Below are 26887 nucleotides of genomic sequence, written 5' to 3'. Positions count from 1 at the left end.
ATATATAAGTAATAAAATTATTTCAATTGAATTATTCCTATTTTATTCATTCATATATTAATTCCGACAAAATTCTAGCTAATGTGTATTTCATTCTATAACTGCCGTAGATTACAGCATGTTTTCTTTTATAAAACCAAGTGCTCATCTGCAATTCTTTTAGATTCAAAAAATCAGTGTCAATACAAACTATTATATATCCTACTAGCAGTTTTGTAAATAGTATATTATATATATTATTTATGTTACTTTATATCATGATAAAATATCCAATAGTGTGTCACAATTAAAATTTACTACATCCACCGCAAATCGAAGATTTGGGCTCCAAACTTAGGAAACTCCACCTCCCTTCGGTCCGGCGGAGTGCTCAAAGAGTAAGCGACCATATCAAAATCTAAGATTTTGTATGTCTGCTTAAGCGACTCGCACCAAATCGAAGATTTGGGCTCCCTGCTTATCTTTCTCCCAATTTTAGATTGGGAACTGCATTTAAACTCAAGGGACTTGTATTTCCTTTGATATATTCAAAATAAGCCGCACTTCCTATCATAGCTGCATTATCAGTACATAATACAAAATCAGGAAACATGACCCTTATATTATTATCATTTCCTCTTTTTATCAAGGTTTCCCTAAGGCAAGTATTGGCTGCCACACCCCCTGCTACAGCTATTCTATCTACATGCTTTAAACTACATGCCTTCAATGCATTATCCACTAAAAAACTCACCACAGCTTTCTGAAAGGAAGCTGCTACATCAGCCCTATTTATGATCTCTTTTTTCATTTCCTTTCGATTCAAATAATTTAACACAGAGGATTTTAATCCACTGAACGAAAAATCGAGGGAACTGTCATCATGAAAATTTGCCCTTGGAAATTTAATAATTTCCGGATTACCTTCTCTGGCCAATCTATCAATTTTAGGTCCTCCCGGATATCCCAGTCCAATAGCTCTTGCCACCTTGTCATAGGCTTCCCCGGCAGCATCATCCCTAGTTTGGCCTAATACCTCAAATTTTCCATAATCTTTCATATAAACTAAGTAAGTATGCCCTCCAGATACCACCAGACACACAAAAGGCGGTTCTAAATCCTTATACTGTATAAAATTAGCACTTATATGGCCCTCTATATGATTCACTCCGATCATAGGCCTATGCAATGCATAAGCCAGTCCCTTCGCATATTGAAGACCCACAAGGAGTGCACCTACAAGCCCTGGACCATAAGTAACCCCTACAGCATCTATATCCTTGAGCTCAATTTTAGCTTCTTCCAATGCCTGTTTTACTACTATACTTATAACCTCTATATGCTTTCTAGATGCCACCTCCGGCACCACACCTCCAAATTTTTTATGAATATTTATTTGCGAAGATATTATATTTGAAAGCACCTGTCTTCCGTCAATCACTACAGCTGCAGAGGTTTCATCGCAGCTGCTTTCAATAGCCAATATTTTTATACCCTTATCCATAAACATTTTTACCTTTCCATTTAAATTATCTCATATTTATATCTATATCATTGAATTATACTACTTATTTTTTTTACAGTATAGTAGGTTTTAAATTTAATTCTTCTAGCATTTCCACTTCAGATTAGAACACATATGATATAATATATAATAAAGATTCATACAATCTTTAAATCTTACTAATATACCGAGGAATAAAGTATGAATAAATCCTATGCTAAAATTATAGTAAAAGGCTCTCCCATAACTAAGTCCAATTTCAAATTATTCAATATAAAAGGAAGAGCTATTTTACCTTATAATTCAGGTAAATACCACGACAGATATGCACTGTATGAAGAACAGATAGCTTATGAATGCAGGAGTCAAAATCCCGGAGTGATTATATCAGAATCTCTAATAGCTGTATTAAAGGTGTATTACAAAAGTAAAAAAAGGCACCCTGATACCAGCAATATAACTAAAAGTATATTTGATGGAATTGAAAAGAGCGGCCTTATAATAAACGATGCCCAGATTCGTAAAATAATTACAGAGGAGTTCTATGATAAAAATAATCCCAGATTTGAACTAGAATTATTTGGTGAAAGCCATTATAATCTAAAATATTCTATTTGTGAAAATGACTTTATAGAGGAAAAGATAAATTATTCACCTCCTCCCAATAGAAAAAAAATTTATAAGAACAGCATTAAAATACAAAATCCCAAGGAGAACACCTCAGTGCCCAAATGTCAGATCTGCGGCAAATCACTTCAGCATGATGAAATTATATCTGCCAACAAAGGTAAAACCTTAATATGTAAGAACTGCTTCAACAAATTGTTCAAATAGCATTAATAATAATCAAGAAACCAATAGAGCTTTTCACTGAACAATGAAAAACTCTATTTATACTATTTTTTGAAAAAATTGTCGATTATTTTTTCCGCCATTCTCTTTTCTATATTGGCTTTTACAACCAACATAATTACAATCACTATGAGTTCATCTAACTTTTCCCCTGAATTCTCACCAGAATTATCACAACCTCCATCTAAAATATTCTGTTTTTCAATTTTACTCTCAAAGTCCTCTACAAAGGTCTTTACTTGACTGTCTTCTATCTTTAAAAACGTCTTATATATATTATTTAGATTCTCTTCATCATATTGTCCCGACATTATAGAATCTACTATAGGGGAAAATAAGCTCTGGATATCACCTATGGATAGAATTTGTTTTAAATAATAAATCAATATGATTAAGATCATATGCTGCCTGGAATATTTTTTCTTCTCAGGAGGCATAAGTATACCTGCTTTAGTATAGTTGTTTATCATAGTTTTAGTAATAGTTCTGTCTTTTTTATCTCTTTTCAAATAGCCTAATTTATCTTCAATAAAAGTAGTAACCTGATCCATATATAGATCTATATCCGGTATGTTTTCAAGTTTTAACTGTTTAAAATTTCCAAGTTCTTCTATCAATTTTTCCAATGTTTCTCTACCCACATTAAATCCTCCTACTTTATAAGTACTAAATGCAATATACATGTAAAAGCCTCTCGATAGCTAATAACATTATTATAACATAGAAGAACTACATCCTTAATTTAAAAAATTATATTATCGGCCTTAATCTAAAAAAGCGTAGAAAATTTCTACGCCTTCTAGCTTATGCTGTCTTATCATTTGCACTGTCAACTTTTTTAGTTGCTATAATATTCACCCCTGAATCTGCTACATTTTTAAGTATAACATCTCCTATATTTATAGGGGCCTTAACCACTACTCCCTTCAATGCTCTTATAGAGTCGAATATCTTTTCCTTTGGTATATCTCTTTCCGTCTTTACAGGGACAACATCTATTTCTCCGTCTTCTACATATACGGAAGAAGTAACTATCCTAGTAGGACTAGTGCACTCCTTTTTTCCGTATTCTTCTCCTCTTTTACAGGTATTCCCCGTAACTTCTATCACTTTATCTCCCTCTAATTTAACTAAAAGCTGACATCCCATAGGACAACCTATACAGGTCAATTCTCTTTTATTCATATTCTTACTTCCCTTCTACCTTTATGGTTATTCTTTTACAATTAGGATATTTATCTAAAAGCCCTCTGGTAAGTTTGACTTTCTCCATTTCTCCCGGGGTGAGTATTCTCTTTTTTATATGCATCTCTCTAACATCATCAAAATACACCGATATAAAGCTATCCTTAAACACATCTCCCACTCTAAATCTAACATCTATTGATTTTTCCACATTCTCAGGGTTTATAAACTGAGGAACTGTGTATCTAATCCCATCTACAGCCAAAACTTCTATTTTATTACCTTTAAAACTTTCTCCCCTTACATATTTAGCAGCGTTTTTACCTGCATTCAAACTTTCTGCAGTAACATTGTCAACTAGGTCATGGACATGAAGTACATTTCCACAGGCAAATATTCCGTTTACATTGGTTTCCAAGCTCTCATCTACTACAGGACCTCCTGTTATATTTGACAATTTTACTTCAGCTTTTCTGGAAAGTTCATTTTCAGGCAGAAGTCCTACAGATAAAAGCAGGGTGTCACAGGGTATATATTCTTCCGTGCCCTTTATGACCTTTCTGTCTTTTCCCACTTCGGCAATAGTTACGCCTTCAACTCTTTCCTTGCCTTTTATATCCGTCACTGTATGACTCAGCTTCAGCGGGATTTCAAAATCATCCAGACACTGAACTATATTTCTCTTAAGGCCACTGGAATAAGGCAAAAGTTCTACTACAGCCTTAACCTTTGCACCTTCTAAAGTCATTCTTCTGGCCATTATAAGTCCTATATCACCAGATCCTAATATTACTACTTCCTTTCCCGGCATATACCCTTCCACATTGACAAATTTTTGAGCTGAACCAGCTGTATATATACCAGCACATCTGCTTCCAGGTATATTTATCGCTCCTCTTGGCCTCTCTCTACATCCCATGGATAGAATTATGGATTTAGCTTTTATCTCAATTATGCCCTCTTCTTCATTTACTGCTGTTATAATTTTATCCTTATTTAAATCAAGTACCATGGTATTTAATTTATATGGAATGTTCATGTCTTTCACTTTATCTATAAATCTCTGAGCATATTCGGGGCCTGTAAGTTCCTCCTTAAAAACATGAAGTCCAAATCCATTGTGAATACATTGGTTCAGTATACCCCCAAGCTGATTTTCCCTTTCAAGTATCAATATATTATCTATGCCTTCTTCTTTAACCGATATAGCTGCTGCAAGTCCTGCAGGACCGCCGCCTATTATTACTACGTCATATTCTCGCATATTTAAAACCTCCAAATCATCCTAATTTATCCAATCCACAATTTGCAATGCACAGTTTACAATTTAAGAAGATTTTTGACTGCACCGAAAGTCAAGCAAATTTGATATTTAGACTGATACATTCTCTTTATCTTTTCCCACCAGTAAGTTCGAGTGCTCTCCCGATTTAGTCACTTCCTGAGGCGAAATTCTAAGCTCACGTGCCAGAATTTCAACCACTCTAGGTCCACAGAAGCCTCCCTGACATCTTCCCATACCTGCCCTGGTCCTCTTCTTTACACCATCCACACTTCTTGCTCCCAGCGGTCTTCTTATAGCATCTACTATTTCACCTTCTGTAACAGTTTCACATCTGCATATTATCCTGCCATATTTAGAATTCTTGGCAATCATTTTCTTCCTTTCCTGATTAGTCATCTCTCTAAATTTAGGTATTCCCTTCCTTATTGGATTAAACTTGTCATTTTTTTCAGGTTTCAACCTATTTACTATAATGTCTCTAATGACAACTGCTATGGCAGGTGAACTGGACAATCCTGGTGATTCAATACCAGCTGCATTTATAAAATTAGGAGCATCTTCTACTTCTCCAATCACAAAATCACCTGTACCATGGGCTCTCAATCCTGAAAACGATGTTATAACCTGCCTCATAGGTAATTGATTTACACTGAGGGATGCCTTTGAAATTATGAAGCCAAGCCCTTCGCTGGTAGTATTTAAATCCTCCTTGTCATCTATATCTTCTGCATCGGGACCTATCAAAAGATTTCCATCTACTGTAGGGGTAACCAAAACTCCCTTCCCCATTTTAGTAGGTAACTGGAATATTGTCCTGGAAACGGTATCTCCCACCGCCTTGTCAAACAGACAGTACTGTCCTCTTCTAGGAATTATACTCAATTTATTTTTACTTACCATGTTATTTATTTCATCAGAAAATACTCCTGCTGCATTCACTACAATTTTACTCTCTATATCGCCTTTATCAGTTTTTATTAAATAGTTTCCCCCACTTTTAACTATAGAAGTCACTTTAGTATCCAATTTAAACTCCGTTCCATTTGTAAATGCATTTTCAGCCAGTGCGATGGTCATTTCATAAGGGCAGACTATTCCACCTGTTGGAGCATACAGTGCAGCAATCACATTCTTTGATAAATTAGGTTCCATCTCCCTCACTTTATCTCCATCTAATATTTCAAGATCAGGTACTCCATTCTCAATTCCCTGCTGTTTTAATTTTTCAAGATCTGGAATGCCCTCTTTATCGAAGCAAACTACTAATGAACCTATTCTTTTAAACGGAAAATCCAACTCTTTAGAAAGTTTATCGAACATTTTATTTCCCCTGGAATTCAATTTTCCCTTCAAAGTACCAGGCTTAGCATCAAACCCTGCATGAACTATGGCACTATTGGCTTTGCTGGTTCCGTTTCCAACATCAAAATCTTTTTCTACAACACATACATTAAGTTTATATTTGCATAACTCTCTTGCTATGGAACTTCCGATAACTCCGGCCCCTATAATGGTCACATCAAACATAAGACAATACCTCCTTAATAAAGTAACTTTTAGATTCAGGTGAATTTCACCATAGAAATAGTTAAAAAGAAAAAGAGCTAACCTTAAGATATATTATAATATATCTTAAAATTTGGCTCTCTTTTTACTCTGCCATTTATTATATTTTCTTATACGCCTTTAGTATATCATACAAATATCCAATATTCAATAGCAAAAAATAACAAATTCATTGTAATCAAGTATTACTTATAAGCAATGCTTTTCTTCTCATAAGCTCTGTGGTGCTTATATACTATAAAATAAGACATTGCTACCAATACAGCTCCTCCAACTATATTCCCAAGGGTTACAGGTATGAGGTTATGTACAACTCCCATTCCGCTTATTATTTTATCCTGTGACAATCCTGAAGCTGCGACAAAAGAAGGATTGGATTTTGCAAAAATTCCCGCCATTAAGAAATACATATTTGCAACACAATGTTCAAAACCGCAGGTTACAAAAGTCATTATGGGAAACCATATTATCATTACTTTACCCACTATATCCTTGGCTGCAAAAGCCCCCCACACAGCAAGGCACACTAAAAAATTACACATTATTCCACTGCAGAAGGCAGTTCCAAAAGGCAGTGCAGCTTTTGTAGATGCTACCTTTATAACCGTTCCTCCTAATTTTCCACTGCTCAACCCAAAAACCCCGCCTTCAAATACCAGAAAAGCCACCAGTACTGATCCTACAAAATTAAATATATAAACAACTATCCAGTTTTTAATCATAGATTCAAAATCTATTTCTCCTCCTGCTAAAGGTACCACCATAAGACAATTTCCCGTAAAAAGTTCTGCTCCGCATATAACTACCAACATAAGTCCCACAGGGAAAACAGCACCCCCAGCAAATTTTGCAAGCCCGACATTGGTTATGCTGTGAGATACTACTGCAGAAACAACTCCTCCTACTGCAATAAACGCTCCTGCCAGCGTCCCCAGTATAGCTTGCTGGGAAATATTGAGACCTGCCTTGGTACATCCAGCTCCTACTGCAGCATCACATATTTCATTAGGCTTTAACATATTACTTTCCATACAAATTCCCCCTTTTTTAAACCCCTGTATTCAAACTAAATATCCAACTTCATCATAGTTCCTATAGCTACATCTCCTACTACTGCCAAATCCTCTGCTGTAAAGTAAAAAAGTACATTGCTATTAAACAGTATCTGGGAAGAGGCTGGAAACTCTTCATCATCCTTCCAGATCGCAAAGATCACATATATATTATTTAAAAATTGAAATTTATAGGCAGCATCACCCATCTCCACTTTTTCTGCTCCTAATTTTTCAAATATTTCTTTAAACCTTTCTACATTCTTTCCAAAAGTTCTGGATAATCGTAAAATACACCTTCCATAGAAATTATTATAGTATACATTCCCACCTTCTATTTCCCTATAGGTAATGTATTTACGGGAAGGCTCTACTCCCTTGCCATGAATTAGATACCGCAAAATTAAAGTTTTTGGAGGATAGGCTTCAAATTTAGAACCATTTTTACTATATATATCTCCAGAAGGATACCTCACTATCAAATCTTGTCCCATTAATTTCACAGTTATCTCTTCCGCAGCTTTATTAAAAGTGCATCCTGTATTTTTAGCCATTATTTCAGGGTTAAAATTCTTAAATACGGTCTTATAGTGATCATAGGGTATTTTATCCTTCCTATTTTTATCTGTATTAATCTTATCTCCCATCTATTTGCACTCCTTAAACTAAACCTTATTTGATTTCGGCATAATGTACTCCAATTAACAATTTAGATAAACTTGATTTTAAAACTGGTTTCAAAATCAAGTTTATCTAAAATTATACAATACATCAACCTTACATATATTCCTTTGCTTTTTGCAGCATATCATCAGCTTGTTTCATAAATTTCACTGCTTTTTCAATATATTGTGAAGTTTCAATTTTTCCCATACTTCTGGCCTTATTTACCCATTCTGAAAATCCTTCTTCATGGGATTTATTATGTTCTATCCAATGATCCAACAGTATTTTCAATGTTTTTTCCTCTTTGCCCTTTTCAACTTCCAATGTACTGTCCTGGGTGTGGATATGGTGATGCTCCCCGCTGTGGCAATGTGCATGGGTATGTTCATCTTTCATAGTAAACCCCTCCTCAATATTATATTTCACTGCAAAATTATACAACCTTTTCTATGACTATCTTATTTTTCAAAAGATCTACCTCTTTTAACATTCCCTCTATTATTTTTTCTTCCCCCAAAATATCCGTTAAAAACAATTTGCCATTTTCCTTCGGAATTATATTCACCACATAATCCATAACTTTGCTTTCACCTTCGGGTGTTACCAAATATGCCGTCGATTCACACATATCAATTACCTCCTTTTTAACTCACACAAAAAATTTCATATCAATCTACAGGATTATAAAACACTTCCTTAAATTTAAGTATACTCTTTCTAATATGCTATTAAAACAACCACTAAAAAGTTTTTACACAGACTTATTGAAGCACCTCTTAACAGTAGGAAATTTGTCTATATCCGTATGAGGTAAAAAGCAGGCTGATACAAATTCATCCATATACTCCGGTTCAACACTTAGTTCCACATAAGTCATACTGTTGGCTATCTCTTCCAATTTACGCCTCGCATCTTCACTCATAAGGGTCAAATAACATCCCATGAGTGAACTATTGCCTATATAGTGGATTTTATTCTGATCTATATCGGGCAGCATTCCTATCTTAACCGCATTACCTATGTCAAGGCTATTTCCTATACCACCTGCTATATATATTTTATCAATGTCAGTAAAATCCATGGATAGATCCTTCAAAAGCGTAGTAATTCCAGAATATATAGCTGCTTTTGCCCTTATAAAATTATCTATATCAACTTCTGTTATACTGATATCCCTTTCCAAATCACACTGTTCCTTAAATGCCAAAATATATTCCCCAATTCCATGTTCGTCAAATCTAATCCTATTGGTATCCAGATCTCTTACAATTTTCCCCTTCCTGTCTATGATTCCGGCAAACATCATCTCACATATAAGATCTATAATACCAGAACCGCATATTCCAAGGGGTTTTTCCTGACCAATGACCTTTAAAGTAGGCTCATAACTGCTGTCAATGCTGACTTTTTCTACAGCACCACCGGACGCCCTCATACCGCAGCTTATCTCTCCGCCCTCAAAGGCCGGTCCTGCAGAGCAGGCACAAGTCATGAGATATTCACTATTTCCAAATACTATTTCCCCATTGGTTCCCAGGTCTATAAAAAGTATATTTTCCTCGCTGTTCCAGATCCCTGAAGACAGCACCCCTGAAGATATGTCTCCACCTACATAGCTTGCTACAGAAGGTACCAGGTATATAAACGTCTCAGGATTAACTTCTATATCGAGCTCTGAAGCCTTTATAAAAGGTGTCTTCACAAAAGCAGGTATATAGGGTTCCATTCTCAGAAAGTTCGGGTATACTCCCAGAAAAAGATGGGACATGGTAGTATTTCCAGCTGCGACAAAAGATACTACCTGATCCCTTGATATCCCAGAATCCATATACATTTTACTAAGCAGCGGATTTATAGTTTCCTGTATTACAGCATGATTCAATTCTTCAAGCCCGCTGCCTTTAGTAGAATATATTATTCTATTTATAACATCTGCACCATACTTCATTTGGGCGTTTCCCGAAGAAGCTTTTGCAATCAATTCACCGTTGTATAAATCCACCAAGCAAGCTGCTACGGAAGTAGTCCCTATATCCACCGCTGCTCCATAGAGCTCTTTAGTTTTGTCTCCCTCTTCTATATTGATGATTGTAGTCTTTTCTTTCCCCCTGGGTATATGAGTTATGGTAATCTTAAAATCTGCTTTCCTTAAGAGTTTAGGTATTTTCTTCAATATGGGAAGCCTGCAAAATACACTATTATAATTCAGCTGTTTTTTCACATGCCTTTTCAGTCTCTCAAAATCAGATATATTGTCATCCAATGTAGGTGGATCAAGTTCCAGATATTCCTTTTTTACATAGGTTCCAAATTTCATGCCACTTTTCAGCATACGCTCTCTGGAATCATTAAATATATCTTTTTCCCTGCTGCTGGAAAAGTCCTCTATCTTCATACCATGCATTGAAGATGACTCAGTTTCAGGTATTTCAACAACTGCATTGCCCTTGATAATACTTTGGCAAGCAAGTACATACCCATTTTTTTTCTCCGTTTCGGTGATATTTTTGCTGCTCATCGAAATAATATTGCCGCTTATTACCCTAACTTTACATTTTCCACAAGCTCCACTTCCATTACATGGAGTGTCCATAAATATACCAGCTTTTCTTACAGCTTCCAAGAGATTTTCCCCATCTGGGACTTCTATTTCCCTTCCATAAGGATTAAATTTTATTCTCACCATATCTTGCAAATACCTCCTTTACAAAAAGCAGCAAATTATCTATTCCAATCCTGATTCATATTCAGAGGAACTCAACAGGTCTTTAATCTCGCTGTCATCCTTTATCTTTATTTTTATTATCCACGCATCATAAGGATCTTCATTTATATATTCAGGCTCATCATCCAGCTTCTCATTGATTTCGACTACTTCACCGGATAATGGAGATATCGTATCCGATGCCTTTTTAGATGATTCAACTACTCCAAAAGAACTGTCCTTTACGACTTCATCTCCCACTTCTGGCATTTCCACAAATAGTATTTCACCCAGCTGCTCCTGGGCAAAATCGCTTATACCTATAAGTGCTGTATCACCTTCCACTTTTGCCCAGGTATGCTCCTTACTATAGTACAATTTCTCCGGAAAATTCATAGATACCACCTCTTTTATAATTTTAAATATTGGGGATAACAGAAACAATGATCTCCTGTTTCCGTTATCCTTCTATCAAATTTACTACATTATAGGATCCATAGTAAGTGCAGGATGCCCCTTTTCCTCCAGGAATTTCATCACATCTTCAGATTCAGTAGCAATGGTTTCATCACATATCATATCTGAAAAATTATCTATATCATAGAGCTCTTTAGCTGTCTTATTCAATTTTTCTGCTACAAAATCCTTTAACTCCTTAGGCATCCAGACTATTCTGGCGATTCCACCCTCGGCTTTCATGAACTTCTTTGAAGATATAAAAGGTCTGCCGTGTCCCATGAATCCAGGAGTCTGAACTCCGCCGCCGGTCATGGATGCCAGTTCACCAAAGGTCATTCCAAGGGGAGTCATGGAAGCATATTCTCTGTTTACTATTACAACACCATTGGCCTCCGGCATTATACCCGTGATACATTCAAAACATCCACAGGAAGTCATAGGATCCTGTAAAATACTATACAAGGTAACATTGTTTACAGCACCTTGAGATATTTTTGAAACAGTTTCATTGACTTTCTCCCAGATGCCTGCATTTTCATCAATTACACCTTCCTTAGGTACCGCCTGACATGGTCCTGTAGGATTTAATTCAAGTGTAGCTTTAGCATCCAGCCAGGAAACTGCTCCGCAGAGTCCAAGTCTTTCAGGTGTTATTATACATACATGTGCAGGTGCAAAGGACTGACATAGATTACAGGAATAAAAAGTATCAACTTTTTCATCTACCAGAGATACAAGTCTAGCATCCCTTTCTGTATATCTTGGCATAGCATATTTTTCCTTTAATTCTGAAGTTTTAGCTGGATCTGTAGTTATAATAATTTCACATTTGTCTACAACAGAACCAAATTCATCCAACATCTTAGCATATATCACTTCTCCAAAATGCTTCAGTCTAAACCCTTTATCATAAGCTTCCTTGCCTATTCTAACCCAGGTCAGATTTCTCTGTCCTACATGCATTACTCCCTCTATATAATTTAGAAAATAATGAAGTCTCCTTTCAAGTACCGGTTCAAAGTCTTTCTGCATATTAGCTCCTGCTACCTTCACAAGCATTCCAAGAGGCATTCTTCCAGGTGCTTTGTCTATAGTGTCAATATCCGGACCTATAAGCTCTATTTTATGATCCTCAATTTCTCCAGGATCCACATTCATTACCAATTCCCAGGCTTCAGTTTTACCCCCTCCAAATTCTGCAAGCATGTCATTCTTCCTTATTCTTTCACCTTCAAAAGCTGCAGCAAAAGCAACTGGAATTGGAATCTCAGTTATCTTTATCTTTATTTTTCTAGCTTCTAAAGAGGTCTTGACGAATTTATCATAATCCTTTTGAGTCAATAAAAGTGTAGGTACTTCCGTTACATCCTGATCAGTTATTACAGGGAATCCAAGAGCTATAGCCCCTGCTCCAGCAGAAACCACAAGTTCACTCAATGGTCCAAAAGCATTTACAAAAGCAGGCACCCTCTCCGCAGTATACTGCAGCATTTCCTGAAGCGCACCGCCTTTGATTCCTCCAAATATGAGTCCAGCTCTTATAGCTACAGTTACAACATGTATTACGGAAGTAACATCGTATCCAAGAGGAATAACTCTAAGGTCAAGTCCCATCTTAACTTTTCCCTCTACAGCCTGATCTATTACCTTTCCCACCAAAAACGTAAGCAGTCCTTTTGACTGATAATCTTTTATGATCTTAGATGCAGTATCAACGTCCGGACATTCTCCCAACACAACTGCTACACCTGGTATATCTCCTGTAACAAGCGGTACTCCAAGAGATCGTATTATTGGATCGGATATAAATCCAACACAGGGCTCAGTATAAGGAGCATCAGACAATACATATTTAGCTGCTTCTATTATCTCAGCTGCTACGGCCGTTGCAAGACCCGAATTCAGAGCTTTATCAAGAGTTTCCTCTTCTACTATAAGACTTCTGACTATGTCCAGAGCCCCCTCTAATTCCCCCACATTGGTTATCTTTTTTCCTGTAGCTGCAAAAATTACCGGAAGTGAATATGCAGTATCCGGGAAGGCCACTTTATAATCTTTACCCTTTTCATCCACAGCTTGTTTAACTATGCCCTCAGCTGCTGCCAAAGCCTGTTTTGAACCAGTGAATATAGTTTGAAATAAATTCATTTTTAGCTCCTCCTATTTTTAAATATTAAAAGACTATAACTCTAAGTAGGAATCTGCATACAACACAGCTCCATTTATAACATCACAGGTCTTTATTGTTTCCATCAATCTTTTATCACAAGGATTCATTATTGCAGAAGTCAGTCCGCTTTGTATTGCCATAGCTGCATAAGTGGAATCCATTATAGGTCTTATTTCCTTTGGTGCTCCATTGGATACATTGCTGAGTCCGCAGCAGGTCCTGAGTTCCATTTCACTTATCAACTTAATAGCTTCCAATACTTCTTTCTGTTTATCCTGCATACCCTTTATCACTAAAAACAGTGGATCAAATAGTAAATCAGTAGGCTCCATTCCAAGTTCCATGGCTTTTTCAAGCATTTCCGTACAATATGCTATTCTCTCATCATTATCTTTTGTAATTCCCTCTTTTGCACACAATGCTATACACATGGCATCATATTCTGCAGCTAGATCTATGTTCCCAATTCTCTCCCCTGCATCTGCAGAATTTATTATAGGTTTACCTTTTTCCCTATTGTATATTTTAAGACCTGCTTCAATTGCTTTTTTATTTGTAGTATCAAGCGCCAGTGGAACATTGTCGAATTCGCTTTGAAGTGCCTTAACAGCCCACTGCATTATTTCTTCTCCATCTTTTCCTGCAGGTCCTATATTCAAATCTAAATAATCAGCTCCTGCATCCAATTGTTCTTTAGCTCTTTTAAATATAGGTGCAGTATTTCTTTCCTCAATAGCCTTTCTGATTGTTGGAGATATACAGTGAATTCTTTCACCTATGATCATAAATTTATCCATTATTAGACGACCTCCTAATTTTTATATTTTCAGCTGCTGGTTAAAATTTCTCAGCCAGCAACTGTTTTATTAAAAATTTACTATTTTACCGCCATTTCCTTTAACAATTTAGGAATATACATAGCTTCCGTAGTGCCCACCACTATGTTCCAGTCTGGAAGATTTTCTTCCAATTCACCTTTTAAAACTGCAACTTTTCCAGGAATTATAAGAGTTCTGTTCTTAGTTTTTTGTTCTATTCCACTATTTTTCACCATATCAGCTATTACACTGCCGGTAAATTTACCCGCAGCCCAGGAAGTTAAAACAGAATATCCTCCTGCATCAGGGATAACCATCCACACAGGCATCTTTGATCTCTCAACTTCTCCTGAAACTATAAAGTAAGTCAGTGCAAAGTCAACGGTACACATTACAGGTGAATTATCATCTGCATTATTGAGCCCGTACACTCCAACTTCTACCCTCATTGGTTTTTGAGGATCCGTAAATATATTTTGTCTTATTCCATACAGCGGCAGCGCCCTACAATAATCCATGTCACTTAAAACAAGTATTGAACCATATTTCATGGTAAATAACGTGGATAAGGTCACCTCTTGGAATTTATCTCCCTTTGCAAGCTCATTTAAAAACAGTATGGAAGGATATCCAAAAGTTCTATCCTGTCCTTGAAGATTTATTCTCCTTATCTGAACTGTATTTTCAAAAGTTTCCTTTATGGATTTTGAACCAGGATCCAAAACCAGATTCTTATATCCTAATTTTTGAATTCCTTCTACCAATGTATAGAGTTCCTCCAGATTATCTGCTTTTACTCCCAAAGGTATATTGTCCTGTTTTACAAGTTCTACCATATCCTTAAAATTGTCTTTGTTTGCACCATAGGCCAGAGGGTTTTCGTCTTTTACTATGGGCAGTGCTTCCTTCATAACTGCTGCGTCCTCGCAAACTAATATATAAGCCACCTTTAATCCGCTGGATTTTACTCTGTTTATCAGTGCAAGATATTTATCTTTATTTGAAACATATCTCAAGGCAACAAATTCAGTTTTCATCTCTTCACCGATTCTAACATACTTCACATCTTTCATATGCTGAATCTTAGTATCTATTTCCGAATCTTCCATATTCTCTGATAAAAGTACTGCAAATCTATTTCTATTTACAAGTGTTTTTTCATGCCTGAATAGAACAGTTTCTCCACCTAATTTATATTCCGTATCCCCTTTTCCTACAGTTATTGTCTTCATAAGGGGTGCTGTAGCTTCTGCTAATTTTTCTATAGACTCTTTGCTCATATGGGGGCATTTACTTATTTCCACCGCTCCAGATGCCACCTTCATTGAAAAAGCCAGGCAAGTTGGGAATCCACAATCCTTACAATTTTTTTTGGGTGTTAACTTAAATATACCTAATCCTGTTAAAGCCATTTTGAATCCTCCTTAATTTAAATACAAGTATAGTTTTCTTATTATCCCAATAGTTCATTAATAAAACTTCTCATTATCTCCACAGACTTAGGATGGCGGAGTATTATAGCATTACTTCCTGAAGCCAATACTCCTGAAGCTGCTGCAACTTCCATAGAAACTCCCCTGTCGTCCTGGTTTCCCCATTCTGGAGTGTCTGCTTCCGGCTCTATCGATTCCTTTACCTTCCAGGTCTCGAAAGAAACCGGAGTGATGATTGGAACTTGAAGTGTTTTATCATTTTGAGTTAAAGCTGCAAGCTTTACTCTGTCCAAAGTTGATATAACATATTCATATCCATACCCGCCTGCCGAACATCCTACATTATCTACAAGCTTTTCATTATCAATTCCAAGTTGATTTACTAAAATGTTTATCTGCTTTGCCAGATTTATATCCACTGAAGATTCAGCTACAATTTTGTTGTTATAAGCTAATACACCAGCTGCTCCTATGGTTTTATAATTATCCTCTACAGCAGACATTAAAAGCACATTGCGTCCTTCCGTTTCCTGTGCAATTTTTTCAAATAATTTTGCATCCTTTTCATGGTTGCCAGTACCTGCAATCACCAAAGGAGTCTTTATGGCTTCAACTACCGCTTTAACTTTTTGTGCACAATCCTCTGGTGATGCATCCTCTCCATTGGGATCTGCACTTATAAGTCTTAAGCATATGAAATCTGGGCTGTATTTTTCTTCAACAAATTGCGCCCATTTTACAACATCACTTGAAACATCCTTATACAGTTCTTTCAACGCGTCTGTCCAATCCTCTGGATAAATATCTGAAATCTCCATACCAATTTTTGGTGCATTTCCAGTATTCCCATCAAAGCTGTAAAATGGCAATACTGCTTCACCGCCCAATTTTATAGCTTTTTCTCCAGTTCCAATTTCAACTTCACCAATTTTACCTGAATATTTTTGTGCTGGTTTTTTTAACATAATGTTGCCTCCTTATAGTTACTTAGTTACTTTTTAAATTCAATTTTCGATAATATTTCATTCAATGCTTTCCTACATGGGGAATTATCTGGCAGGTCTACCAGCGCCTTGCCATCCGAGTCATAGTCATACACCATCTGATCCATAGGCACAACTCCGATTAAATCCAATTCTTGCTTTTCTATTTCTTTCTTTATCCCGGCATTTAATTTGCCTCCTGGAGCTCTGTTGACTATGAGAAAAATCTGACCAACTTTTAAATTTAATTCTGAAACCAGCTGCCTTATTCTTCCTACAGCCTGTATACCTCTTCTGGAACAGTCACTTATGAGAAGTAGGGTATCAATGGGATCTATAAGCTTTCTGCTAAGGTGTTCCATACCGGCCTCATTGTCAACTACTATGTAGTCATAATTTCCTGAAAGTGAATCTACCTCCGCTTTAAGTATCCCATTAACATAACAATAGCATCCTGGTCCCTGAGATCTTCCCATGACAATAAGATCGTATCCATCACCTTCAGTCATTGAAGCATTTAATTTATACTTCAGATAATCTGCCTTTCTCATGCCCCCCGGAAAACTATCTCCTGAAAGTGATCTTTGATTTACATCCTCTTTTATTTCCCCTATAGTTTCTTCAATTTCTGTTCCAAGCACTTCATTTAAATTAGAGTTGGCATCGGCATCGACTGCCAGAATAGGCCCAGCGTCTTTTTTTATAAGATAGTCAATTAAAAGACCTGTCAGTGTAGTTTTGCCCGTGCCTCCCTTACCTGCTACAGCTATTTTGTATCCCATAGTTCAACCTCCTTATATTGCCATGATAAAAATTATCTATAAACATTTTAATTTAAAAATTCTACCAGTACATATATCCCCAGAGACATGATCCCTATTTAATAGAGTGAATGCATTGATTATGGACATCATGGAGTGCTTCCATTATTCCCTCAGAAAGTGTGGGATGGGGGTGAATAACTTCCCCTATCTGCTCTGCAGTCAACCCCAATTCACAGGCAACAGTGAGTTCACCAATCATATCTGTAGCCCGTTCTCCTACTATTGCAGCTCCAATAATAACATCTTTTTCATCTGTAATTATCTTTACAAATCCCTGGAATTTGCCCATAGCCTGGGCTTTCCCAAGACCTCTAAAATCGAATTTCCCAATCTTATAGTCTATTCCCCTATCCTTTGCTTCGCTTTCCTTCATTCCTACAGATGCCACTTCAGGTTCTACAAATATACAACCCGGAACAGCTCTATAGCTCATTTTCTTCTTTTTATTCAGTACAGCATTGTAAACAGCTACAATACCCTCCCTAGAAGCAACATGTGCAAGAGCCGCACTGGGCAGTAAATCACCTATGGCATAAATGCCCTTTACATTAGTTTCCAAATACTCATCTACAATTATTCTACCTCTTTTATCAGTTTTAATTCCAACATTGTCCAATCCTAAACCATCAGTATAAGCCCTTCTTCCAACAGCTACCAGCATGGTTTCCGCTTCCAGAACTTTTCCACTTTTCAGTACAGCAGTTACTCCATTTTCCTTAACTTCTACACCGGATATGCCATCTCCTACAAAATACTTTATTTTTTCCCGTTTAAAAGCTCTTTGAAGTTGTTTTGCCACATCTTCATCTTCAAGAGGTGCCAGGTGAGGCAGCATTTCCACTACTTTGACTTCAGTTCCCACGCAGTGAAGGAAATATCCTATTTCACAGCCTATAGGGCCTCCTCCTACTATAATCATGGATTTTGGAAGCTTATTTAAATTAAGTACCTCATCAGAGGTTATAACCCTTTTACCGTCATATTTAAAAAATTTAGGTGCCACAGGTACGGAGCCAGTGGCAAGCACAATCTTATCTGCCTTTACAGTCTCCTTGGTTCCATCTTCTCTATCTACTTCTATTTCACTGCTATTTAAAAGTTTTCCCGTACCTTTTACAATTTTTATTCCCCTGTATTTTAATATCGCTTCTATTCCTTTAACCAGCTGAGCTACAACTTTATTTTTTCTCTTCATAATAAAGTCAAAATCAACTTTTGCTTCTCCCTCAAAATCAATTCCAAATTTCGATGCATCTCTTGTTACATTTAAGACATCTGAACAAGCAAGCAGTGCTTTAGTAGGTATACATCCTACATTTAAACAGGTACCACCCAGATATCCCTTTTCAATCACAGTTACATCTGCCCCTAAAATAGCAGCCTGGACAGCAGCTACATATCCGCCTGGTCCTCCTCCAATCACAACTAATTTCATTATAATCGCTCCCCCTATTTTATAATCCTGCTTCATCCAATATCAAAGGCACATTCTCTTCAGCCCCAATGGCCATTATATGAACTCCATCAAATAATTTTTCTTCTTTTATACGTCTTATAAATTCTGCTGATATCTTTATACCTTCTTTAACCTTGTCTTCAGCATTTTTCATTCTGTCAATAAGTTCCTCAGGTACAAATATCCCCGGTACATTTTTATTCATATATTTGGCCATACCAGCCGATTTCAAGGGTATTATGCCAATCATAATCTTGGCGTTTAAATCTTTAGTTTTTTCTTTAAATTCCCTTAAAATATCTATATCATAAACAGCTTGAGTTTGAAAAAATTTAGCTCCAGCTTTAATTTTTTTCCTCATTTTAATAATCTGAAGCTCCAACGGCTCATACTTAGGGGTAACACAGGCTCCTAAATAGAATTTAGGAACTCCATTTAAATCATTTCCACTCATATCTTTTCCAGCAGCTAAAGCACTGGCTACTTGTAATATGCCGACACTGTCAAGATCATAAACCGGCTTAGCTCCCGGATGATCTCCTACACCAGTATAATCTCCTGTAAGTGCCAAAACATTTTCTATTCCAAATACACCTGCAGATAAAAGTTCGCCCTGAATTGCTATCCTATTCCTGTCTCTTCCCGTTATTTGAAGTACTGGTTCTAATCCTGCATCCTTTAGTACTTTACAAGTAGCAAGAGATGTGGCTTTTAACGTAGCAGATTGAAAATCTGTAACATTTACCCCATGAACCCTTCCCTTCACATTATTGGCACACTCAATTAAATGAGAAAGATCCGTTCCCTTGGGAGGTGCCATTTCAGCTGTAACTGCAAAATCACCCTTTTTAAAAGCTTCTTTTAGCAAGCTCATTTTTAAATCCTCCTTTTGATCATTACTTAGCTCTCAAGTTTATCTTCCTAGGGTGTGAGCTTATCTGATAATCTCTTGGTTCTCTTAACTCTTCCAGATTATCAAGCTGCCCCAATTCCTTCAACCTATTATATATTAGTATCCAGGCACAATCATTCTCGGGATTGACCTCACATTTGCCGTCTCTCGCCCCGCCGCAGGGACCATTTAAAAGCCCCTTTGCACACAGAGTAACAGGACATATTCCACCAGTCCACCCAAGCTGACAGTTCCCACAGGCTCTGCAAGCCTCAGAATACTGGCCTACCCTTTCTACTTCACCTATAAACATGGTATTATTCCCCGGATAAACAGGAATATCAACCAACTTGGCTACAGTCTGCGTCCCATCCCCACAGGACAGAGACAAAATTGCATCTGCTTCTTTTAATTCGGATTTCATGGATTTTAAATCTTTTCTCGTTTTCAAAAAACTACAGGAAGGATCAAGTATTTTATAGCCTAGAACTTCTTTACCATTTTCCTCTAGTTTAGTTTTCATTTCCATCACTTCTTCTTCTCCACCTACTTTACAGGTAGAAGCACAAAGTGAACATCCAGTGATTATTACTTTTTTGCTGTCCTTGAGATAATCCAGTAACTCCTCAAAAGGTTTCTTTTCTGAAATAATCATATCTTACCCCTCCATTTATTCAAAGGCCTATAAATTATTTTGCAATTTGCAGGCTTTTATAACATGTTGTGCTAATATGGAAGACGTTACCGAGCCCACTCCTGCCGGCACAGGCGTAATCATTGAAGCTTTTGGCTCACAATCCGTTGTATTCACATCTCCACAGATCTTTCCATTTTTATCTACGTTTATTCCCACATCTATGACTACGGCACCATCTTTTACATACTTTGAATCTATCATTTTGGCTCTTCCTATACCCACTACAAGTATATCCGCTTCCGAACAAACCTCTGGCATATCCACAGTTTTGGAATGACATATTGTAACTGTAGAGTTTTCATTTAAAAGAAGCATGGCCATTGGCTTTCCAACTATCATGGATCTTCCTATTATAACTGCACGCTTCCCCTGCATAGGTACCTTATAGTGCCTTAATATCTCTATAACCGCAGATGGAGTACAAGGGGCAAAACCCGTTTTATCTTTTTCCATCACTTTTGCAACATTTACAGGGCTAAAACAGTCCATATCTTTTTCGGGGGCAATTACATATTTTATGACATTTTCATCCAGCTGCTTTGGGAAAGGTCTAAACACCATTATCCCGTTTACACTCTTGTCTTCATTTACTTTTTTCAGTTCTTCAATAAATTTATCCTGTGCTATGTCTTCAGGTAACTCCCTGACAGCTGCGTCTATTCCAATTTTACTGCATCTTTTTAAAGCTCCTCTTTCATAAGCAAGGTCACTTCCGTTTGCTCCAACTCTCACTATTACAAGTTTCGGAGTAATACCCTTTACCTTTAAATTTTCAACTTCTTTAGTTAAAGTTTCACTTATGGCATCTGCCACAGGTTTACCTTTAATTATCTGACCCATACTTATAATCTCCTTCACATTTAAAATTAACTGCATGTCAAACTAGAATTGATTGATAAATGTCTTCGCAAGAAACACAAATATTTCCTGCGAAGTTATCATATTTCTCACTTACAAAGCTTATCTAGAACTTTCTTGTACACTTTATCGGCAATTTCAGCACCCTTATCAACTAAGGGCTCTGTTTCTAATTTTACTTTTTTTACGTATTCCTCATCTTTAATAGAATTTATGTTTATTATTACATTGAGCTGTGCTCCAATAATAGCAGCTTTAAGACACTGAACTCCTACTCCCACATCACTTATGGCAAGCTTTGAACAGTTGTCTACAAGTGCCTCGTGAAGTTCAATGGCTTCATAGGCTTTCTTAACAATATTTACCGGAACACTGCAGGCTTCCTTTAAACACCTTTCCAAAGTCTCCGATTTCAATTTCCTTTCCTGTTCAGTATTTTTAGGCATTCCATAAGCCCTGGAAAGCGGGAGAAAACACTCTGCATCCTCATCTGTCAATTTTAAAAGTTCATCCTGTAAATCAGCAGCCTTTTTCAATATTCCCTTTACCTTTTCATCATATTGGGCATACTTTTTCTTGCCTATAGTAAGATTGCACACCATACTTCCAAGTGCCATACCTATGGCTCCTACAATTGCAGAAGCTCCGCCTCCACCTGGTGTGGCTGATTTAGAAGCTAAAACCTCCACAAAATCCCTGCAGGTTTTATCTGCCAATTTCATATTGCCACCTCCTAAAACATCCTAGAATAATCCACTTATCACTCCATTTTCATCCACATCTATTTTTTCGGCAGATGGAACTTTTCCAAGCCCTGGCATCTTCATTATCGAACCAGTTACTGCAACCACAAAACCTGCCCCTGCCGAAACTGTAACCTGTCTTACTGTAATCTTGAACCCCGTAGGTCTTCCAAGTTTAGTCTGATCATCAGTAAGGGAGTATTGAGTTTTAGCTATACAAACCGGAGTCTGTCCAAAACCTAGTTTCTCCAATTCATCAATTTCCTTTTCTGCCTGACTTGTAAAATTAACATCATCGGCACCATATATTCTTTGAGCTATAGTTCTTATCTTTTCTCTAATTGAAAGTTTTTCATCATAGGCAAACTGAAAATCATTCCTGCCGTTTTCTATAAGATTCAGTACTTCTTTGGCAACTTCTATTCCACCTTCGCCGCCTTTTGCCCATACTTCCGACAACTTAACATTTACGCCCAATTCCTTACACTTATCTTCCACCAATTTAAGTTCAGCTTTTGTATCAGTAGGGAAAGCATTCAACGCAACAACTGCAGGCAGTTTATATACCTTAGTTATATTCTCTACATGTTTTAGCAGATTAGGAAGTCCCTTTTCAAGAGCTTCCAAATTTTCACTATTTAATTCAGCTTTTGGAACTCCACCATTGTATTTCAGCGCCCTTACTGTAGCAACTATTATTACTGCATCCGGTTTTAACCCTGCCATTCTGCATTTGATATCAAGGAATTTTTCAGCACCGAGGTCAGCACCGAATCCTGCCTCTGTAACTACATAATCGCCAAAATGCAGTGCCATTCTAGTAGCCATTATCGAATTGCATCCATGAGCTATATTTGCAAATGGTCCACCGTGTACAAATGCAGGTGTTCCTTCAAGAGTTTGAACTAAATTTGGCTTTAATGCATCTTTAAGAAGTGCCGCCATAGCTCCCTCAGCTTTTAAGTCGTGAGCCGTTACAGGTTTGCCATCTCTAGTGTAGCCTACAACTATTTTAGCAATTCTGTTTTTCAAATCAATTATGTCACTTGACAGACAGAATATAGCCATAATTTCTGAAGCAACTGTTATATCAAATCCATCTTCTCTAGGTGTACCATTTGCCTTTCCACCCAATCCATCTACAACAAATCTAAGTTGTCTGTCATTCATATCCACGCATCTTCTCCAAGAAATTCTTCTCGGATCTATGTTAAGTTTATTACCTTGATATATATGATTATCTATCATTGCTGCCAGTAAGTTGTTAGCAGCAGTCAATGCATGTATGTCTCCTGTAAAATGCAGGTTTATATCCTCCATAGGTACTACCTGGGCATATCCACCACCGGCAGCTCCGCCTTTTATTCCAAATACAGGTCCCATGGACGGTTCTCTAAGTGCAACAACTACTGATTTGTTGAGTTTTGCCAGTGCATCTGCAACGCCTATTGCTGTGGTAGTTTTTCCTTCTCCTGCTGGAGTCGGGTTTATAGCTGTACAGAGTATAAGTTTTCCATTTTTACTAGGAGTAGTCTTTAACAGGTTATAATTCACTTTTGCTTTATACTTACCGTATAATTCAATGTCATCTTCGGAAATATCAAGTTTTTTAGCAATGTCTTTTATGTCCTCCATTTTACACTCCTGAGCTATTTCTATGTCTGATTTATAAGTCATTTATTATACCCCCATCTCTAATTTTTGTTTTATTTTTTTTACCTCCTCCACGGTTTCCTTATCGGAATCATAGGGAGATTTATTAACTCTGTCAGAACTTCCTACCGCGCCACTGTAATGCATAAAACCAAGACATTCTTTTTCGTCTATATTTTTAAGTACAAAATTTTCATCCTCTTTATTTTTAATTTTATTAGCTACTACAAATATCTTCTCAATACCTATATCCATGGCCAATTTTTTTACATGCTTAAAAGTCTGTATACTCCTTATGCCAGGTTCTACAACAACAATAAATACATCTACACCCTGGGCCGTTCCCCTTCCCAAATGTTCAATTCCAGCTTCCATATCCATTATTACAATATCTTTATTCTGAAGAAGTAAGTGAGAAGTCAGTTTTTTCAGCAGTACATTTTCAGGACAGAAACACCCTGTTCCACCGGTGTCAACTGTACCCATAGTTAAAAGTCTAACACCATTATATTCTCTGCAATATCTCTCTGGTATATCATCTACTTTAGGATTTATTTTGAACATCTTTCCAAAAGCTCCCGGTGTAGATTTAGTTCTTTCAGCTACTAATTTTTTCATTTCTGAAATTGGCACAATTTTTTCAGTTATCTCAGGGGGAAATCCTAGAGCCAGTGCTAAATTGGGATCAGGATCCGCATCCACAGCTAAAACCTTATATCCTTCTGATGCATATATTCTGCTCATTACTGCTGCAAGTGTAGTTTTTCCCACACCACCTTTACCTGTTATAGCCATCTTCATCTTCATATGCAATCCCCCTCTTTCATTAATATTTGACATAAGCTGCATCAATTGTTATAAAAAATTTCCTCAAAGTGATACACAGATATTTCAGTGTATCACTTTGATAAAATATTTTGTATCATTTTAAGCCATTACGAATTAAAACCCGTTATTAACTTATTTTCAACAACTGTATTTAAATCCCTATTTTCTTGCGTTTTACATTCATTCTATTTACAATCTGTTCAACTGCCTTTTTAGGATCTGTTTCTATAAAGAATTTAGCCCCTACCCAATCCTCAATTTTATTGGTAAGAATGTCCACTACTTCCGGCCCACCTGTTACAGGAGGAACTATCCCAAGCCAAACATCAATACCTGAAGTTACTACATAGGTACCTATTGCCACAGCCTTTTCAGACATCCATTCCGGCGCTATACCTGCTACTGGAAGATCACTCATGTCAACTCCCAGGTGGTTTGCCACTCTTCCAACCAGATCCAGTATACGGCTTATATCCACACAAGATCCCATATGAAGGACAGGTGGTATATCTACAAGTTTACATACAGTAGCTAGTCCAGGTCCAGCATATTTTACTGCTTCCTTCTGTAATAATCCATATTTTGCCGCTGCCTGAGCTGCACACCCAGTAACAACGACGATAACATCATTTGCTATTAATCCCTTTATAGTTTCAATATGGCTGTAGTCCTGAGTAGTCTTAGGGTTGTTGCATCCAACTACAGCTGCAGCCCCTCTCAATACTCCAGATACTATAACATCTGCCAAAGGTTTTACAGTTTGCATTGGTCCTATCTCGGTATTTACAACTTTATCTAATTTATTTAAAATTTCCTCTACACTATATCCTACAATTGCATTTGACTTTAATTGAGGAATCATTACTTTGCTCTGGTCTCTATTTTTGAAGTTCAATATTGCCTCTCTTAAAATCTTCTTGGCCGAATCCAACGGGTGTTCTTCATCCAGCTCAATATAAGTTGAATCTTTAATATGCGCTTTTGGTGAAGTAGTTATAAACTTAGTATGATAAGATTGTGACAACTTCGCCAGTGCTGGCATTATACACTGCACATCTACTATCAATGCATCCACTGCTCCCGTAACAACTGCCAGTTCCTGCTGCATAAAGTTTCCTGCCAGCTTTATTCCATGCCTCATACTAATTTCATTTCCAGTACAACACATTCCACACAGGTTTATTCCATCAGCACCCACCGATTTAGTTAGTTCTATCAGCTCCGGATCGGAGGCTGCTTGTACTATCATTTCTGAAAGAATTGGTTCATGTCCGTGTAAAACCACATTTACAGAGTTCTTCTCAAGTACTCCAAGATTTGCTTCAGTATCTACCGAGTGAGGAGTTCCATACATTATGTCGCTGAATTCCGTACCCATGTATGATCCAAGCCATCCATCCGTCAATGAACATCTCATAGACATTTTGATCATGCTCTCTGCATCCGCATTGCATCCCATGTGGGTTGAGTGCATAACTGCCGTTATCTCTCTATCAACTGCCCTTGGAAATATACCAAGTTTTTTCCAAATTTCTTTTCTTTTTTCCGGAACAGAAGGTGGTAAATTTACTTCTCCAAGCTGTCTCCCATAATCATTCAATCCTTCCTTTGCTACATCATGTGCTATATCATATTTATCTCTTCCTTTAGTTTCAACATTAAATCTCCCTGCAACTTTCTTTAATTTTTCCTCATCTTTAACTTTTATATTTCCATCTTCACTAGTATGATACAAAGTAAGAGCTATACTCCTGCCATGATCCGAATGTGCCGCCGTACCTGCTGCAACCATTCTTGCAAAATTTCTAGAAACTATTACATCTGCCGTAGCTCCACATATGCCCCTTGAAACTCCCTTTCCAGGTACGGGACTTACTCTACAGGGTCCCATAGCACAATTCCTGCAACAGACTCCAGCTGAACCAAATCCGCAGGGTGTCTTTAGTGCAGACTTTCTATCCCAGGCCGTTTCCACTTCATCCTTCTTCGCTTTTTCCAGCAGTTCCAATGTAGCCTTGTCAATTGAGATCGTCTTCTCTTCCATTTTAATAATTCCCTCCTTCTCAAAATAAAAGCTTTACAACAGCAATTATTTCTCAAGTCAACTTAATTACCTAAAACCCATATTATACTTATAAAATAATTGTATTTGACTACAATTATAGATATAACTTACTATTTTCACAAAACAACTTTTTTTATTTATCTACTAACTATAGTATACAGAAAAAATGTTAAAAAATAAACATGCAAATTTAAATAATTTTTATTTTATAACTT

Annotated in this window: 25 protein-coding genes; 1 reads left to right on the top strand and 24 read right to left on the bottom strand. The window is 36.9% G+C overall.

Annotated features, from left to right (window positions below; genetic code table 11):
- Positions 1-457 precede the first annotated feature (457 nt).
- Positions 458-1483, bottom strand: a complete 1026-nt coding sequence (gene tsaD, locus J5G60_RS05075; protein ID WP_150357390.1) for a tRNA (adenosine(37)-N6)-threonylcarbamoyltransferase complex transferase subunit TsaD — start codon at positions 1481-1483, stop codon at positions 458-460.
- Between the two features lie 201 nt (positions 1484-1684).
- Between tsaD and J5G60_RS05070 the strand changes: the two genes are divergently transcribed.
- Entirely contained in the window at positions 1685-2317 is a 633-nt protein-coding gene (locus J5G60_RS05070) for a RusA family crossover junction endodeoxyribonuclease (protein WP_150357388.1), read from the top strand.
- A gap of 62 nt (positions 2318-2379) precedes the next feature.
- Here the strand turns inward: J5G60_RS05070 and J5G60_RS05065 are convergent, their stop codons facing one another.
- The 23 genes from J5G60_RS05065 to cooS form a co-directional block, all read right to left on the bottom strand.
- On the bottom strand, positions 2380-2976 hold the full coding sequence (locus J5G60_RS05065) for a DUF1836 domain-containing protein (RefSeq protein ID WP_150357386.1): 597 nt from the start codon (positions 2974-2976) through the stop codon (positions 2380-2382).
- 163 nt (positions 2977-3139) lie between these two features.
- Positions 3140-3520, bottom strand: coding sequence for a DUF1667 domain-containing protein (locus J5G60_RS05060; protein WP_150357384.1), 381 nt, complete (start codon positions 3518-3520; stop codon positions 3140-3142).
- Between the two features lie 4 nt (positions 3521-3524).
- On the bottom strand, positions 3525-4784 hold the full coding sequence (locus J5G60_RS05055; protein WP_150357382.1) for an NAD(P)/FAD-dependent oxidoreductase: 1260 nt from the start codon (positions 4782-4784) through the stop codon (positions 3525-3527).
- A 108-nt stretch (positions 4785-4892) separates the two neighbouring features.
- Positions 4893-6332, bottom strand: coding sequence for an NAD(P)/FAD-dependent oxidoreductase (locus J5G60_RS05050; RefSeq protein WP_150357380.1), 1440 nt, complete (start codon positions 6330-6332; stop codon positions 4893-4895).
- A 224-nt stretch (positions 6333-6556) separates the two neighbouring features.
- The gene (locus J5G60_RS05045; RefSeq protein ID WP_150357378.1) at positions 6557-7402 is read right to left on the bottom strand and encodes a formate/nitrite transporter family protein; all 846 of its coding nucleotides are present in this window, start codon (positions 7400-7402) and stop codon (positions 6557-6559) included.
- A gap of 35 nt (positions 7403-7437) precedes the next feature.
- Entirely contained in the window at positions 7438-8070 is a 633-nt protein-coding gene (locus tag J5G60_RS05040) for a DUF3786 domain-containing protein (protein ID WP_150357376.1), read from the bottom strand.
- Positions 8071-8200: 130 nt separating this feature from the next.
- Positions 8201-8485 carry a zinc transporter gene (locus J5G60_RS05035; RefSeq protein WP_150357374.1) on the bottom strand — a complete coding sequence of 95 codons (285 nt, stop codon included), beginning with the start codon at positions 8483-8485 and terminating at the stop codon, positions 8201-8203.
- Between the two features lie 37 nt (positions 8486-8522).
- A complete protein-coding gene (locus J5G60_RS05030; RefSeq protein ID WP_150357372.1) occupies positions 8523-8717 on the bottom strand; it encodes a CooT family nickel-binding protein in 195 nt (64 codons plus the stop codon).
- A gap of 123 nt (positions 8718-8840) precedes the next feature.
- The gene (gene acsV, locus J5G60_RS05025; RefSeq protein ID WP_150357370.1) at positions 8841-10775 is read right to left on the bottom strand and encodes a corrinoid activation/regeneration protein AcsV; all 1935 of its coding nucleotides are present in this window, start codon (positions 10773-10775) and stop codon (positions 8841-8843) included.
- Between the two features lie 39 nt (positions 10776-10814).
- Positions 10815-11189 (bottom strand): glycine cleavage system protein GcvH, encoded by a 375-nt coding sequence (gene gcvH, locus J5G60_RS05020; protein WP_150357368.1) that lies wholly within the window; start codon positions 11187-11189, stop codon positions 10815-10817.
- 84 nt (positions 11190-11273) lie between these two features.
- On the bottom strand, positions 11274-13400 hold the full coding sequence (acsB, locus tag J5G60_RS05015; protein ID WP_150357366.1) for an acetyl-CoA decarbonylase/synthase complex subunit alpha/beta: 2127 nt from the start codon (positions 13398-13400) through the stop codon (positions 11274-11276).
- A 33-nt stretch (positions 13401-13433) separates the two neighbouring features.
- On the bottom strand, positions 13434-14219 hold the full coding sequence (gene acsE, locus J5G60_RS05010) for a carbon monoxide dehydrogenase/acetyl-CoA synthase methytransferase subunit (RefSeq protein ID WP_150357364.1): 786 nt from the start codon (positions 14217-14219) through the stop codon (positions 13434-13436).
- Between the two features lie 80 nt (positions 14220-14299).
- Positions 14300-15652, bottom strand: a complete 1353-nt coding sequence (gene acsC / locus J5G60_RS05005; RefSeq protein ID WP_150357363.1) for an acetyl-CoA decarbonylase/synthase complex subunit gamma — start codon at positions 15650-15652, stop codon at positions 14300-14302.
- A gap of 41 nt (positions 15653-15693) precedes the next feature.
- Entirely contained in the window at positions 15694-16638 is a 945-nt protein-coding gene (acsD, locus tag J5G60_RS05000; RefSeq protein ID WP_150357361.1) for an acetyl-CoA decarbonylase/synthase complex subunit delta, read from the bottom strand.
- Between the two features lie 26 nt (positions 16639-16664).
- Positions 16665-17438, bottom strand: a complete 774-nt coding sequence (locus J5G60_RS04995; protein WP_150357359.1) for an ATP-binding protein — start codon at positions 17436-17438, stop codon at positions 16665-16667.
- 94 nt (positions 17439-17532) lie between these two features.
- Positions 17533-18915: a dihydrolipoyl dehydrogenase gene (gene lpdA, locus J5G60_RS04990; protein WP_150357357.1), complete on the bottom strand. Its 1383-nt coding sequence runs from the start codon at positions 18913-18915 to the stop codon at positions 17533-17535.
- 19 nt (positions 18916-18934) lie between these two features.
- A complete protein-coding gene (locus tag J5G60_RS04985) occupies positions 18935-19810 on the bottom strand; it encodes a methylenetetrahydrofolate reductase (protein ID WP_150357355.1) in 876 nt (291 codons plus the stop codon).
- 22 nt (positions 19811-19832) lie between these two features.
- Positions 19833-20483 carry a methylenetetrahydrofolate reductase C-terminal domain-containing protein gene (locus J5G60_RS04980; protein ID WP_150357353.1) on the bottom strand — a complete coding sequence of 217 codons (651 nt, stop codon included), beginning with the start codon at positions 20481-20483 and terminating at the stop codon, positions 19833-19835.
- Positions 20484-20510: 27 nt separating this feature from the next.
- Complete coding sequence (locus J5G60_RS04975) at positions 20511-21365, bottom strand: bifunctional 5,10-methylenetetrahydrofolate dehydrogenase/5,10-methenyltetrahydrofolate cyclohydrolase (protein ID WP_150357352.1); 855 nt, start codon at positions 21363-21365, stop codon at positions 20511-20513.
- A 107-nt stretch (positions 21366-21472) separates the two neighbouring features.
- Positions 21473-22105: a cyclodeaminase/cyclohydrolase family protein gene (locus tag J5G60_RS04970; RefSeq protein WP_150357350.1), complete on the bottom strand. Its 633-nt coding sequence runs from the start codon at positions 22103-22105 to the stop codon at positions 21473-21475.
- Between the two features lie 21 nt (positions 22106-22126).
- Positions 22127-23803, bottom strand: coding sequence for a formate--tetrahydrofolate ligase (locus J5G60_RS04965; RefSeq protein WP_150357348.1), 1677 nt, complete (start codon positions 23801-23803; stop codon positions 22127-22129).
- 3 nt (positions 23804-23806) lie between these two features.
- Positions 23807-24580, bottom strand: a complete 774-nt coding sequence (locus tag J5G60_RS04960) for an ATP-binding protein (RefSeq protein ID WP_179978551.1) — start codon at positions 24578-24580, stop codon at positions 23807-23809.
- A gap of 178 nt (positions 24581-24758) precedes the next feature.
- Positions 24759-26651 (bottom strand): anaerobic carbon-monoxide dehydrogenase catalytic subunit, encoded by a 1893-nt coding sequence (cooS, locus tag J5G60_RS04955; RefSeq protein WP_150357344.1) that lies wholly within the window; start codon positions 26649-26651, stop codon positions 24759-24761.
- Positions 26652-26887 lie beyond the last annotated feature (236 nt).

This window comes from Clostridium sp. HV4-5-A1G (assembly GCF_900184915.1).
GTDB classification, from domain to species: domain Bacteria; phylum Bacillota; class Clostridia; order Clostridiales; family Clostridiaceae; genus Clostridium_B; species Clostridium_B aromativorans.
The sequence above is the reverse complement of the archived record's forward strand: the minus strand, read 5'-3'. Positions and strand labels throughout refer to the sequence as shown.